Origin of the sequence: Oecophyllibacter saccharovorans (assembly GCF_006542375.1) — a bacterium.
GTDB classification, from domain to species: Bacteria; Pseudomonadota; Alphaproteobacteria; order Acetobacterales; family Acetobacteraceae; genus Oecophyllibacter; species Oecophyllibacter saccharovorans.
Window position 1 is genome coordinate 631,735 of record NZ_CP038143.1, and the last position, 13,589, is coordinate 645,323.

Here is a 13,589-nt window from a genome sequence, read left to right on the forward strand (position 1 = left end):
AGGGGGAGGCCACCTTAACGGGGAGCCGGTTTTTGTGCACGCTTTTCCGGGGTCCTGCTCGGAGTTCCCCTCACAGGCCCAGCACCAGTCCCGCGCCTGTTCTGGATTTCCTTTGCAGTTTCCCCTTTCCGGCGGGCCTGATATAGGTGCAGCATGACGTCAGTAACGCCTCCCTCGCCTGAGGACCGCCCGGCCTCTTCCCGCCGCTCCCCCCTATCCCGGCCGAGCACCGCCCCCCGTGGTGAAAGCCAGGCCGATGGGGGGCGAAAGTCCCGCGGACCGCTGCCGCCCACGGCCCGGCCCGGCTGGCGGCGCTGGCGCATGCTGACAGCCACCCTGCTTGGCACAGGGGTGCTGGGCGTCAGCGTGGTCGCCATCGGCTGCTGGGGCTTTTATGAGCAGCTGGCCGGCAACCTGCCCAGCGTGGCGGCCCTGCAGCATTATCACCCGCCTGTGGTCAGCCGGCTCTATACCGGTGATGACCGTCTCATGGCCGAGCTGGCGCATGAAAAGCGCATCTACGTGCCCGGCAACGCCATCCCGCCGCTGGTGAAGAACGCTTTCATCGCCGCTGAAGACCAGCATTTCTACACCCATGGCGGGGTGGATTTCCTGGCCATCGGGCGCGCCGGGCTGACCGATCTTTTCAACCGCCATGGCAAGCGCCCGCTGGGGGCTTCAACCATCACCCAGCAGGTGGCCAAGGTCATCCTGCTCAACAACTCCTCGCTCAGCCTGCTGCGCAAGGCGCGTGAAGCGCTGCTGGCCATGCGCATTGAAGACACGCTGCCCAAGAGCCGCATTCTCGAAATCTATCTCAACGGCATCTACCTGGGCAGCGGGGCCTATGGTGTGGAAGCGGCGTCTCAGACCTTCTTCAACAAGCCGCTCGACCAGCTTGACGCCGCTGAGGCAGCCACCCTGGCCGCCCTCCCCAAGTCACCCACCAACTACAACCCCTATCTGCACCCCAAAACCGCGCTCTGGCGGCGCAACTGGGTACTTGACCGCATGGTTGAAACCCATGCCATCACGCCTGAACAGGCTGAGGCTGCCAAGCAGGAGCCGCTTTCCCTGCGCAGCCGCAAGCGCAGCGGTCCGCTGCCGGATTCCGAGTGGTTTGCCGAGGATGTCCGCCGGGAGCTGATCAGCCGTTACGGTGAAGACCAGGCCCTGCAGGGCGGACTGGATGTGCATACCAGCCTCGACCCGCACCTGCAGCACATCACCACCCAGGCCCTGCGCGAAGGCCTGATCCGCTATGATCGCAGTCACAGCAGCTGGCGCGGCGCTGCCGGCACCCTGCCCGCAGCCGCCCTGTCTTCCGGAGACACGGCGGCAGACGCCCTCATGCCTGCCGGCTCAGGCGCGCAAGGGACGGAACAGGCCCTGCCGGACTGGGCGCTGCAGCTGGCGCAGGCCAAGCCGCCCACCAGCATGCTACGCAGCTGGCGCCTGGCCGTGGTGCTGTCGACAGCGGGCAGCGTGCGGGTCGGCTGGCTGGAAAATCCGCTGGACCCTACCGATCTGGCGCCGCGCACCGGAACGCTGCGCAGCGTTGACGTCGGCTGGGCACGCCGCACCCATCCCCTGCGCAAGGGCCAGCTCATCATGATCGAGCCTGAAGCGGACGGTCAGGCACGGCTGGAGCAGACGCCCCAGGTTGAGGGCGCGGCCGTGATCATGGATGCGCGCACGGGGCGCGTGCTGGCGATGTCAGGCGGCTGGTCCTTCCACCAGAGCCAGTTCAACCGGGCTTCGCAGGCCCTGCGCCAGCCCGGCTCCTCCTTCAAGCCGCTCGTCTATCTTGACGCGATGCAGCATGACATCTCCCCCTCCCAGACCTTTCTTGATGCCGCCGTCTCCTATGGCAGCTGGCATCCACAGAACTATGAGCATGACAACTGGGGCCCCACCACACTGCACGACGCGCTGCGCGAGAGCCGCAACCTTGTCACCATCCGGCTGGCTGCCTATCTGGGCATGAAATCCCTCTGCGAAATGGCGGAAAAATCCGGCATGGTCGACAAGATGCCGCCTTACCTGCCAGCCGCCCTCGGCGCGGTGGAAACCACCGTGCTGCGTGAGGCGGGCGCTTACGCGGCCATCGCCAATGGCGGCCACGTGGTCAAGCCCAGCCTGATCGACTACATCCAGGACCCCGAAGGCACGGTGATCTGGCGACCCGAAGGCCTGGCCCTTTCCCCGGAAGGCACAACCCAGGACGGGCAGGCGGGACTGCCTGCCGTGGTCGATACCCGCCCAGCTCTTGCCAGCCCCCAGAGCGCCTATCAGGTGGTGACCATGATGCGCGCAGTGATGGAGCACGGCACCGGCATGAGTGCGGCAGCCGGCATCGATCGCCCCCTGGCCGGTAAGACAGGGACCAGTCAGGACTACAAGGACGCCTGGTTTGCCGGCTTCTCGCCTGACCTGGTCACGGTCGTCTGGGTCGGCTATGACGCCCCGCGCACCCTTGGCCGCCATGAGACAGGCGCGCGCGTGGCGGCCCCGATCTGGAACCAGATCATGAAGGAGGCCCTGGCCACGCGGCCGAAGCTCGATTTCGCAGCCCCTGAGGGGGTAGTGCTGCGCCGCACCAGCACAGGGCGTATTCCCGCCATCGACGCCTTCAAGCCCGGTCAGGTCCCGGGCGTTTCAGCCACCCTGCACGGCCATGGCGCCGGCACGCGCGAGCTGACAGCCAGCGACACGGGAGCGGATGCCATCCCGCTGTCTGAAGACAGCATGGACGGCCCCCAGAGCACAGGGGCCGGCGCATCGGCAGGGCCTGCCCAGCAGAGCGCAGGCCCATCAGGTGCCAGGACACCTGAAGGAGGTGGTGACATCGGCGTCGGCGGGCTTTACTAAGAGGACCTGTCAGGAACCGCGCCGGTTCCACCCGCAATTCCGGGTATGTCGTTTCATGTTTTCATTCTGCACAGGGACTACGCGCATGTCGGCCGAGACCGAATCCCTTTCCGAACAGATCAGGCAGTCGGTGGCACTGCTGAGGAGGCATCTTTGACTGGGATGCAGCCAAACTCCGCCTGGATGAACTGAACCACCGCGCTGAAGACCCGGACCTGTGGAATGATGCCGAGGCCGCCCAGAAGCTGATGCGCGAGCGCACCCTGCTTGCCAACCAGATTGAAGGTGTCGAGCAGCTTGAAGCCGATGTGCGCGACACGCTGGAGCTGGTCGAGCTGGCCGAGATGGAAAGCGACGAGGCGCTGGTGGCTGACAGCACGGCCACCCTGCGCCAGCTTGCCGCCCAGGCAGCCCAGCGCGAGACAGAAAGCCTGCTCTCGGGCGAGGCGGACGCCAATGACTGCTACGTCGAGATCAATGCAGGCGCTGGCGGCACCGAAGCGCAGGACTGGACGGAAATGCTGCTGCGCATGTACACGCGCTGGGCCGAGCAGCACGGCTACAAGGTCACGCTGATGGAAACCAGCGACGGCGAGCAGGCCGGGCTGAAATCAGCCACGATGCAGGTCAGCGGGCCCAACGCCTATGGCTGGCTGAAGACCGAAGCCGGCGTGCACCGCCTGGTGCGCATCTCGCCCTTTGATGCGGCAGCCCGACGCCAGACCTCATTTGCCAGCGTCTGGGTCTATCCGGTCGTGGACGACACGATCGAAATCGAGATCAATCCGGCTGACCTGCGCGTCGATACCTTCCGCGCCTCCGGCGCTGGGGGGCAGCACGTCAACAAGACCGATTCCGCCATCCGCATCACCCATGAGCCGACCGGTATCGTGGTTGCCTGCCAGACTGACCGCTCCCAGCACCGCAACCGCGCCACCGCCATGGAGATGCTGCGCGCGCGCCTCTATGAGGCAGAACTGCAGAAGCGCGAAGCCGCCGCCGCTGATGCCGAGGCTGCCAAGACCGATATCGGTTGGGGACACCAGATCCGCTCCTACGTGCTGGCGCCCTACCAGCTGGTGAAGGATCTGCGCACCAACGTGGAAAAAGGCAATCCCGACGCCGTGCTGGATGGTGATCTCGATGCTTTCATGGCCGCCTCTCTCGCTCAGCGCGTCGGCGGCACGCGTTCCGAGGCCAGCGCCAACGCTCAGTAAGCCCTCAGTAAGCACAGCCATGCAACTGCACCGCCTGCCTCAGACAATCCGTTATCCCGGGCTCCGCGCAGTCGGTCTCCTGCTGGTTCTGGGCGGGCTGTGCGCCCCGAACCAAGCGCCTGCTTCCTCCACGCCCAGCGCCCGGCTGCCCTTCCTGGCTCATTACGTCCTGAATCATCACAGCGGTAGCCAGGGAGCCGGGCTGGCGCCGGAAGAAACCCATACGCTGACTCTTCTCCACCAGAGGACTGATGGGCCCTGGTATTTGTTGCTTGATGAGCCGGAACTGCACGAAGGCAGCGTGGTGCCCGGTTCAGGAGAAGGCTGCCCTGTCCTGGCCAAAGGCAAGCTGGAAGGTGCAGTCGTGCAGGCCGTGGACGCCGATCATGCCTCTCGGACAGATGGGCGCTTTCAGGCCCGGCTGGTCCCGGGAGGGCTCAGGCTGGAACGGGCCGATGTCATCAGCAGCTGCGGCGTCGGCGCCCATGTTCTGGGGGATTACCGCCAGCTGGTCTCTTCTTCCACCCCGCCTTCGCCTGCCGCGCCCTGACCAGACAGAAAAGCGGGAAAAGCTTTTTATTTTTCGTTTTCATTCCGTAACGCTTGACAGACACGCGCAGGATTTGTCCACTTGTCGGGACTGGCTGGCGTTCCGCTTTCCGGAGCCCGGCAGGGCCTGGGGCAGCCGGGCCCACAACAGAGAAAGAGGCAACGGGCTGAAATGAAGAGTTACGCCGAGCAGCAACGCAAGCCGACGGATTATCTCGTCGCTGCCGCTGTCGCGCTTCTGGCGCTGGCGCTGGTGGGGATCGGCCTCAATACCCAACCGAGCCCGCCCACCCAGACAGTGCGGCCGCCCATGCATACGGTCATTCTCCCGCCCGCTCCGCCCGCGCCCAAGCCCACCAATCCTCCCCCGCCGCCACCGCCCGCTTCAGTGGCGCCGCCGCCGGTTTTCGTACCGCCGCCCAAGCTCAACCTGCCGGCCCCCAAACCGCCTCCGATCCGGGTCAGCCACCAGAAGGCGCCCCCCCATCCGCCCAAGGCAGCTGCCGCGCCTTCAAATGCGGCGCCCGGTCCCACTGATTCCACCTCCACCAAAGGCGCACCCGGGGGCACCAAGGGAGGCTCCACGGCCGACCATGCAGCCGGTGCGGTTCCCATCAACAATGTGCGGCCTGAATATCCCCAGGATGCGCAAGAGGAAAACCGCGAGGGGGCCGTGACAGCCTCCTGCGACATTCTCGCCACCGGCAAACCCGCCCATTGCCGTATTCTGAGCGTCAAAGGTGGCCGCGATTTCGCTGAGAGCGCCATGCAGTTCCTGGAACATTCCGCCGTACGCTATCAGCCGGCCGTCGTAAACGGTCAACCGGTCGTCGAGCACAACCACGTGCTGCATCTCGACTTCACCCTGAGCGATGATTGAGGACAGCATGAGCGATAAACCGGCCCGCCCCCTACCGGAAAGACGTTTCCTGACTCCCGGCGCACGGCGAATGCGCCGCACAGGACAAACGGACCAGACGCAGCTTCAGACCCAGATCAACACGACCATCACGACCAAGAGGATACCGGCCCCCATGACCTCACTGTTCCGCTCCTTCCCGCTTTCCGCCTGCAAGCCCCAGGGCCTGGAAACCACACGCAGCCTGCGTTTCGGTCGGGGCGCGGCACTCGCCCTGGCCTTCGCCCCCCTGGTCGGAACCAGCCTGGCCGGCGTTGCGGCTGCCCAGACCCCTGCCCCCCAGGCAGCGGCCAGCCAGCCGGTCATTCCCGGGGCCAGTGCGACAGCCGGAGCTTCCGGGAATGCAGCCGAGCCGATGCCTGTTGTTCCGACCGCACCGGCCGGCCCCCCCGGTGAAGCGGCCGCTCCAGGTGCCACCCCGGCAGGCGCGGCACCCACCACAGGCACGGAAGCGACACCCCTGGCACCCGACACGGACAGCAAGGCCCAGGCCAGTGCGAAGAGCGGGGACAACCCCTACGGGCTGAAGGCCCTGTGGAAGAATGGCGATATCATCGCCCGCAGTGTCCTGCTCATCATGGCCATCATGTCCCTGGGTTCGTGGATCATCATCATCGTGAAGCTCCTGGAGGAAAACCGCCTCTTCAAGGCCGCACGCGAAGCGGCGCGGAGCTTCTGGGGGGCCGCGACGGTGCAGGAAGGCGCCAAAACGCTCAAGCCGAACTCACCGTTCCGCTACATTGCCGAAACCGGCATCATCGCCGCCGAGCACCATGAAGGCGCGATGCGGGATTCGATCGACCTGCCCACCTGGACGAGCCTTTCCATCCAGCGCGCGGTCGACACGATCAACACCCGCCTGCAGTCGGGCCTGGCCTTCCTCGGCACGGTGGGTTCCACCTCACCGTTCATCGGCCTGTTCGGCACGGTGTGGGGCATCTATCACGCGCTGACGGCCATCGGCATCGCCGGCCAGGCCTCCATTGACAAGGTGGCGGGCCCGGTGGGTGAATCCCTCATCATGACCGCCATCGGCCTGGCCACCGCCGTGCCCGCCGTGCTGGGCTACAACCTGCTCGTGCGCCGCAACAAGGCAGCCATGGACTGCGTGCGCAACTTCGCCTCCGACATCCAGTCCGTCCTGCTGGGGGGGTACCGTCACGCTGATGTGCTCTCGGCTGCCAAGCAGGGAACTTCCTCCAACAATGAACCTCCGGTGACCATCACCACCAGCAGCAGGGTCTGAGCTCCATGGCCATCACCACTGGAAACGACAGCGAAGACGAGGTGGTCTCGGCCATCAACACCACGCCGCTCGTGGATGTGATGCTGGTGCTGCTCATCATCTTTCTCATCACCATCCCTGTTGCCACGCATACGGTGAAGGTGAAGCTGCCCGTGGACCGAAACCAGCCGACCCAGACCAAGAACGGCAATGTCGTGCTGGCTGTCACGACCGACGGACAGGCCTACTGGAACACCACGCCCCTGCACAGCCACCAGGAACTGGTCGCACGCCTGATGAACGTGGCCAGGCAGCAGCCCCAGCCCCAGATCCAGATCCGCGGGGATGCCAAGGCCAAGTATCAGGCGGTCGGACAGCTGGTGGCGGCCTGCCAGGAAGCCGGCATCCAGCATGTCGACTTCATCACCGAGCAACCCAAAGGACCTTGATATCAACGCCCCCTCATTTGCGGAGATTGCATCATGGGCATGAATGTCGGCACCGACAGCACGCATGAAGACGAAGGCATCGTCGATATCAACACCACGCCGCTAATCGACGTGATGCTGGTGTTGCTCATCATGCTCATCATCACCATTCCGCTGCAGACGCACTCTGTCTCGATCGACCTGCCGCAGGGCAATCCGCCCCCGCCCACGACGGAGCCGAAGATCGATACGATCGATATCGGTTATGACAACGCCATCAGCTGGAACGGCCAGCCCGTCGATGAAGCGACCCTGCAGGCCGATTTGCGCCAGGCAGCCAGTGAACCCGACCAGCCGGAGCTGCATATCCACCCCGACCGGCTGGCCGATTACAGGACGGTGGCCCATGTCCTGGCCCTTTCCCAGCGCCTGGGCATGACCAAACTGGGTATTGTCGGGCTGGACCAGGTCATGGACGACCAATAACCCGACCAGACCCGGGATTCCGGGCCTTCTTTCCGTTCCCCCTCAACCCCGGCCGCTTATCCCTGCCTTTCCAGTCTCAGGAGCCATTCATGCAGGTTTTTCGCCCCACCCTCCTATCGGTTTCCACGCTGGCTGCTTCCATGCTGGTGCTGGGGATGGCGGGGCTGCAGCCGGCCCTGGCCCGGCATCACGGGGGCACCTCTTCAGGAACCGGCCAGACACTTGCCCCTTCGCCCGGCAACGAAGTTCTGACCGGCGCCGTTGGTGAATGGCTGCAGAAGGCCCAGGCTGCCCTGCGGGCCCACAACCTCACCCAGGCCATGGAAGCGGTCAACGCAGCCCAGGCCGTGCCTGGCAAGACGGCTTATGACAATGACACCATTGCCGAAATGGCGGCCGCGGTGGCTATGCAGGCCGGGCAGCCGGAAGTCGCGGTCCGGGCCTATGACATGCTGATCCACAGTCCCCGGACCACGCGGGCGCAGAAAGCACAGATGCTCGATTCGGAAATCGGCATCGCTTATGCGGCCAAGAATTATCCTCAGGTCGAGGCGACCGTTGCCCGTTACCTCAAGGAAATCGGCCCCAGTGACAAGCTGGAAACGCTTCTGGTGCAGATCCCCTACAGCCAGCAGAACTGGGCGGCCGCGGTGAAGGCCGCTCTTGCCCAGGTAGATGCGGCGCGCAGAACCGGAACACGTCCTCCCGAAGCCGTGCTGCAGCTTCTGGCCAGTGCCCAGAAAGCGCTGCATAATTTCAGCGGTGTCACTGCGGCCTATGCGCTGTCAGCCCGCTATTACCCAAGCGCGCTTTACTGGCAGAACCTCCTTTATAATCTGGCCAGCGACAAGGGTCTGACCTCCCGGCTGGGCTTCAACCTGGCACGACTGCGCCTGACGGCCGGCCTGGCCACCAATGCCGCCACCTACCGGGACCTGGCCGAGCGGGCCGTGCAGATGGGACTGCCCCAGCTGGCGCTGAATCTGCTTGACTACGGACAGGCGCATCACGTGCTGGGCCCCGGATCAGGCGCAACCCCCGCTGAGCTGAATGCCCAGGCCCGCTTCCAGGCTTTCGTGACCCAGCAGGTCGTCAAACTCAAAGCCACCCTGCCGCAACAGGTTGCTGCTGCCCAGGCCTCGCCGGCCCCAGGGCCCGCGCTGACGACAGGTTATGACCTCGTTCTGGCCGGCCAGGCGCATAAAGGCCTGGCCCTGATGCGCACCGGGCTGAGCCGTCACCCCAAGCATCCCGCTGCTGCCCTGCTGGAATACGGCATGGCCCTGCTCGACAGCGGTCGTGTCAATGATGCGCTGAAGGTCTTCGCCCTGGTGCCGCCTGACACGACCGCGCGCAGCCTTGCCGATGCCTGGACGGCCCTGCTGCTGACGCCGCCCCAGACATTGAAACAGGTCCTGGCCCAACCGGCCCAGCGATCCGCCAGCCCGCATACTCGCTGATCTTCGCCAGGCCCACGCGCCTGGAGCAAAATTACAGGCCATCCTGGTCCCCCAGCACACCTGGCGCCTTTCTTCTTTTGCGCTGAGGGCCATTTTTGCCGTTTTTGCAAGTGTATCGTCCTGGCTTCATTGCAAGTATCATTGCAGCCATTGCCGCAGCACATTCCTGCAGCCTGTACTTTTCGGAAGAGGTTCCTTTCCGTGCCGACCAACGCTTTCCTGTTCTGCTCTTTGCCCCTTTTCAGCTCTGTTTTTGCAGGGCTTTCCACCAAACGTGCGCCACGGTCTTGCAGAGAGAAGCTTCAGGGAGCCGGAATGCGGGCAAGCCTGCTGGCGCTGGGCCTCTTTTTCAGCCTGGTCGGCCTGCCTGCTCTGTCAGACGGGTCGGGAGGCGGTTGCTGGTTTTCGCCAGCCCGGGCGGAAGAAGCCTTTTCCGGTGCTGGCGCCAGTGCTTCGGGCCCTGCCCAGAACACACCGCCTCATGACGCCCAACCTCACAGGGAACAGCCTCACAAGGAGAAAGCCGCCAAGCCGGCGCCGGCGCTCGATCCTTCCCAGGCCCAGCAGCTGCTTAGCGTTCTGAACAACCCCGTCAAGCGCAAGGAATTCACCCAGACCCTACAGAACATGAGCAAGGTCCAGACTACCCTGGATCACAAGGAAGACCAGAGCCTGCTTGACCAGGGCTGGGCGCATATCAGCGCTTTCAGTGAGCACCTGCTGGGCAAGTCCCAGGCGCTGATTCAGGATGTCACCAATTTCCACGCTTTCGTGCCGTGGACGCATCACGTTCTGAAAACGCCGTCCTTGCAGGTGGAAATCGCCCGGATCTGCCTGCGCGTCGCCATCATGATCATCGGGGGGCTCGCGCTGTCCTATGGCATGGCCTATCTGCTGCGCATACCGCGACGCAAGCTTGAAGAAGCAGCCAAGCGGATGAGCGAGCGCGAAATCATGAGCGCTGAAAAAGAGGCGGCCCGGGCTGAGGAGCAGGCTGAACGCCTGGCAGAGCTCGCCAAAGAAGCCAAGGAAAAAGCCCGCCAGGCAGCCGAGAAAAAGGCCCACGCTGAAGCCGCTGCCAAACAGGCAGCCGAGCAGAAAGCGGCCACAGAAGCAGAAAAAGAAAAAGAAAAAGAAAAAGAAAAAGAAAAAGAAAAAACGTCTTCCCATAAGCCCGAAGCTCAGCAAATCGCCCCGCAGAAAGACGCCGCGGCTGATCATGGCTCAGAAACAGCTGAACCTTCCGAAGCCTCCGAAGCCGGTCACGCGCCGAAACCTCCTGAAACCGGCGAAAGCACTGAGACCGCTGCGGGTGGGCAGGACGGCAAAAGTGACAGCAATGACGATGCTGAGGACGACGAGAAACCGCTGGCCTTGAAGGACACAACCCAGATCGTGCCCCATCATGAGACTGACGCTCATGCTGCCGAGGCACCGCATCCAGAAAGCGCTGAGCACGCGGGCAAAGCAGATACAGCCTCAGAAGCGGGTAAAGAAAAAACGCCTGCCCGTACTTCTGCCACAGAGGAGGACATGTCGGCCCTGGCAACAGGGATTCCATCACTCAGTGATCCAACCCAGCTTGATCCTGCCCAGGCGCGGGCAGAACGGGAAAAAGCCGCTCATAAAAAAGAGGAAGAGGCTCGGAACGCATCGGCGGCCCAAGCGGACCCGGAACAGACTTCCCCAGATGCCGCCGGAATCGATGCCAACCAGGACGCCCACAAGGATTCCGGGGAAAACAGCGCCCAGGACAGTTCCGGGGCCACGCCACTGGCACAGGCTGCCATTGTTCAATACGAACTCTCCGAAACCCAGCCTCCTTATCCCAAGCCCCTCGCCAATGTAGCCCAGGCAGAGGCGGACGCTGCCGATGCCCAGGCGGGAAAGGCGCAGTCCACTGCTGCCGCAGCACAGAACGGCAACAAGGCGGAATCGAACGCCTCGGAAGCAGACAACCCCGCGCAGAACAGCGCCCCCACTGACGCCGGCACTTCAGACGGGAAGTCAGGCCCCAACGCTGAACAGAGCGACAGCCAGGCCAATGATCAGGCCGAGCTGGCCCAGGACAAGGCGCAACTCGCCGCCGATGGCCGCGACTGGCAGGCGTCGATGACGCAGATGGTGGAGCTGTTCAGGCGGATCCCCTACGCCCTGGGCCTGTTCTGCCTGAATCTGGTCAGCATCATGATGTTCCCGCTCATGGCGCTGATCATCCAGTCTCTCGATCCCAGCCCTGACAAACAGACCCTGCAGGCTGTCTGGAGTATCTCCTGGCTGGCCAGTGTCGCGCTCGGCGTGTGGGTTGCAGGACTGCGCGCGCTGTTTGCCCCCCTGCGGCCCTGGATGCGTCTTATCCCGTGCAGTGACCAGACAGCTTGGTTCTTCTTCCGGGGACTCAAGCGCATCGGCACGGTCAGCAGCTGGGGCGTTACGGCCCTGATCATCCTGCGCTGCTGTACCCTGCCTGCCAATGTGCTGGATTCACTGGCCAAGCTGCTGATGCTGATCGTGCACATCATGATCGCAGTGATGATTCTCGGCTCGCGCCCCCTAGTCCGGCATGCCTGCGACCGCGTGGTGGCGCACAAGCCCTCCCTGCGCACCATCATGCGCATCGTTTCTGGCGTCTGGTGGATCGCGGCCCTCTTCTTTGATTTCAGCCTGTGGCTGGTCTGGGCCATGGGTATTCCAGGCGGCTACCAGCTTATCTTCAGGGTTTTCCTGCATACCTGCATCACCCTGGCGATCATGCGCGCTTTCAGCATCCTGATTCTGGGCGCTTTCGAACGCGTTCTCTCGCGGCTGGAGAATTCGCCGCGCATCAGCAACGTGCTGTCCACGCGCATCACCACCTACGCCCCTGTGATCGAGAAAATGCTCAACGTCATTCTGCTGGGGCTGACGGCAGTGGCGCTGCTTCTGGCCTGGGGGGTGCCGCTGCGGGCGCTGATCGGACCGCACAGCTTCGGGGCAAAGGTGTTCTCCTCGCTCACCGATATCTGCCTTTCCGTCTTTATCGGCTTCTGCATCTGGGAAGCGGCCAACATGTTCTTTGAGCGCCGCATCAATCTCCTGCTCGAGGAAGGGAACTCACGCGGGATCAAGGCACGCGTTGCCCGGCTGCGTACCCTGCAGCCGATGATGCGGATCATCCTGTTTGTCAGTCTCACCATCCTGATCGGCCTGACGACCCTGTCCGATCTCGGCGTCAATATCGCCCCGCTTCTGGCAGGCGCGTCCATCTTCGGCGTGGCGCTGGGCTTCGGTGCCCAGAAACTGGTGCAGGATTTCATCAGCGGCATTTTCCTGCTGCTGGAAAACGCCTTCACGGTCGGTGACGCGGTCACGCTCAATGGCACCTACGGCATTGTGGAAAAGCTTTCCCTGCGCACGGTGCATGTGCGGGCTGATGACGGGTCGATGAACATCTTCCCCTTTTCTTCGCTCTCGCAGACGGTCAACTACAACCGTGAGTTCGGTCGCGCTCTCATCGTGGCGGACGTGGCTTACGACAGCAATATCGGCGACGTGATCAAAGCCTTTCACGACATCACAGCTGAAATGCGCAGCAGTGAGGATTACGGCGATCTCATCATCGATGATTTCCAGCTCTGGGGTGTCTCGTCGCTCAACGATTCTTCAGTGACCGTCAAGGGCGCCTTGCCCACCATTCCACCTGGTCGCCTGCCCGTGCAGCGCGAGTTCAACCGGCGCATGCTGGTGGTCTTCGCCGAACGCGGAATCGACTTCCCCTATCCCACGCGCACCCTCGACGTCCCGGTGCTCGATACCTTCCTGCAGCAGGAACGTGAAAACCGCTTTCCGCTTCTGGGTGGAAACGAAAGCAAGGATCAGGACAACCCGAACGGTCACGGGAAGGGAAAGCGCTAAAAGGCGGCCTGCCTCAAAAGCAGACAAGAAAAACCCCTGTCAGATTGCTGCCCTTATAATGGCGGAATCTGACAGGGGTTTATTGTATCAGGCCTAATTACCGACCCCAGCTTTAAGACAAGGGGTATCCAGCCCGTTGCGATGGGTCGCGCTCAGCCGTGATGACGCAACGCATCAGCCGCACCGGTCTGCAGGTCATATTTACGCAGCGCCATGAAGGCCCAGATTGCGGCAATCGGCCAACCGATCAGGAAAACCTGCAGAAGCAGACACACGATCCCGGCGATCGGACGGCCAATCGTAAAGAAAGTCAGCCAGGGAGCAAAAAAAGCGATCAGAACGCGTAACATGCAAACTCTCCTTGTAAATCCAGCTCCTGCAGGCCCATGCCGGCAGTTTGCCAGAACACGGCAGCAGAGCCAGCCTGATCAAGCTGATCGGGACATAAAATCTTTACCAACATGAAGATATCGGAAAGCCCTGTATCCGCCGCAAGATCTCTGAACCGGCAAAGTGGTTTTTCTGTGTGACTTTACAGCC

The 13,589-nt window shown here is 63.2% G+C and carries 10 protein-coding genes; 9 read left to right on the forward strand and 1 reads right to left on the reverse strand.

The annotated features are described in order from the left end of the window. Positions 1-153: 153 nt before the first annotated feature. The 9 genes from E3E11_RS02750 to E3E11_RS02790 all read left to right on the forward strand — a co-directional run bounded on the left by E3E11_RS02750 (position 154) and on the right by E3E11_RS02790 (position 13,049). The gene (locus tag E3E11_RS02750) at positions 154-2,871 is read left to right on the forward strand and encodes a penicillin-binding protein 1A (protein ID WP_407938683.1); all 2,718 of its coding nucleotides are present in this window, start codon (positions 154-156) and stop codon (positions 2,869-2,871) included. 85 nt (positions 2,872-2,956) lie between these two features. Then, a protein-coding gene (gene prfB, locus E3E11_RS02755) for a peptide chain release factor 2 (RefSeq protein ID WP_141451082.1) occupies positions 2,957-4,088 on the forward strand; the annotation gives its coding sequence in 2 pieces (ribosomal slippage) (positions 2,957-3,025 and positions 3,027-4,088; 1,131 coding nt in all). 19 nt (positions 4,089-4,107) lie between these two features. After that, positions 4,108-4,638 carry a hypothetical protein gene (locus E3E11_RS02760; protein ID WP_141451083.1) on the forward strand — a complete coding sequence of 177 codons (531 nt, stop codon included), beginning with the start codon at positions 4,108-4,110 and terminating at the stop codon, positions 4,636-4,638. Between the two features lie 171 nt (positions 4,639-4,809). Beyond that, entirely contained in the window at positions 4,810-5,517 is a 708-nt protein-coding gene (locus E3E11_RS02765) for an energy transducer TonB (protein ID WP_141451084.1), read from the forward strand. Between the two features lie 154 nt (positions 5,518-5,671). Then, complete coding sequence (locus E3E11_RS02770; protein WP_141452077.1) at positions 5,672-6,802, forward strand: MotA/TolQ/ExbB proton channel family protein; 1,131 nt, start codon at positions 5,672-5,674, stop codon at positions 6,800-6,802. 5 nt (positions 6,803-6,807) lie between these two features. Next, the gene (locus tag E3E11_RS02775) at positions 6,808-7,230 is read left to right on the forward strand and encodes an ExbD/TolR family protein (RefSeq protein ID WP_141451085.1); all 423 of its coding nucleotides are present in this window, start codon (positions 6,808-6,810) and stop codon (positions 7,228-7,230) included. Between the two features lie 33 nt (positions 7,231-7,263). Next, positions 7,264-7,695, forward strand: a complete 432-nt coding sequence (locus E3E11_RS02780) for an ExbD/TolR family protein (protein WP_141451086.1) — start codon at positions 7,264-7,266, stop codon at positions 7,693-7,695. Positions 7,696-7,784: 89 nt separating this feature from the next. Continuing rightward, positions 7,785-9,155 (forward strand): hypothetical protein, encoded by a 1,371-nt coding sequence (locus tag E3E11_RS02785; RefSeq protein WP_141451087.1) that lies wholly within the window; start codon positions 7,785-7,787, stop codon positions 9,153-9,155. Positions 9,156-9,470: 315 nt separating this feature from the next. Beyond that, the gene (locus E3E11_RS02790; RefSeq protein ID WP_141451088.1) at positions 9,471-13,049 is read left to right on the forward strand and encodes a mechanosensitive ion channel domain-containing protein; all 3,579 of its coding nucleotides are present in this window, start codon (positions 9,471-9,473) and stop codon (positions 13,047-13,049) included. Between the two features lie 152 nt (positions 13,050-13,201). Here E3E11_RS02790 and E3E11_RS02795 read toward each other — a convergent pair whose 3' ends face one another. Continuing rightward, positions 13,202-13,399: a YqaE/Pmp3 family membrane protein gene (locus E3E11_RS02795; RefSeq protein ID WP_141451089.1), complete on the reverse strand. Its 198-nt coding sequence runs from the start codon at positions 13,397-13,399 to the stop codon at positions 13,202-13,204. Between the last annotated feature and the right edge of the window lie 190 nt (positions 13,400-13,589).

Coding starts and splice junctions, on each gene's coding strand:
- E3E11_RS02770 (WP_141452077.1), top strand. CDS start 5,672: ATGACCTCACTGTTCCGCTCCTTCCCGCTTTCCGCCTGCAAGCCCCAG.
- E3E11_RS02760 (WP_141451083.1), top strand. CDS start 4,108: ATGCAACTGCACCGCCTGCCTCAGACAATCCGTTATCCCGGGCTCCGC.
- E3E11_RS02765 (WP_141451084.1), top strand. CDS start 4,810: ATGAAGAGTTACGCCGAGCAGCAACGCAAGCCGACGGATTATCTCGTC.
- E3E11_RS02780 (WP_141451086.1), top strand. CDS start 7,264: ATGGGCATGAATGTCGGCACCGACAGCACGCATGAAGACGAAGGCATC.
- E3E11_RS02785 (WP_141451087.1), top strand. CDS start 7,785: ATGCAGGTTTTTCGCCCCACCCTCCTATCGGTTTCCACGCTGGCTGCT.
- E3E11_RS02750 (WP_407938683.1), top strand. CDS start 154: ATGACGTCAGTAACGCCTCCCTCGCCTGAGGACCGCCCGGCCTCTTCC.
- E3E11_RS02795 (WP_141451089.1), bottom strand. CDS start 13,399: ATGTTACGCGTTCTGATCGCTTTTTTTGCTCCCTGGCTGACTTTCTTT.
- E3E11_RS02790 (WP_141451088.1), top strand. CDS start 9,471: ATGCGGGCAAGCCTGCTGGCGCTGGGCCTCTTTTTCAGCCTGGTCGGC.
- E3E11_RS02775 (WP_141451085.1), top strand. CDS start 6,808: ATGGCCATCACCACTGGAAACGACAGCGAAGACGAGGTGGTCTCGGCC.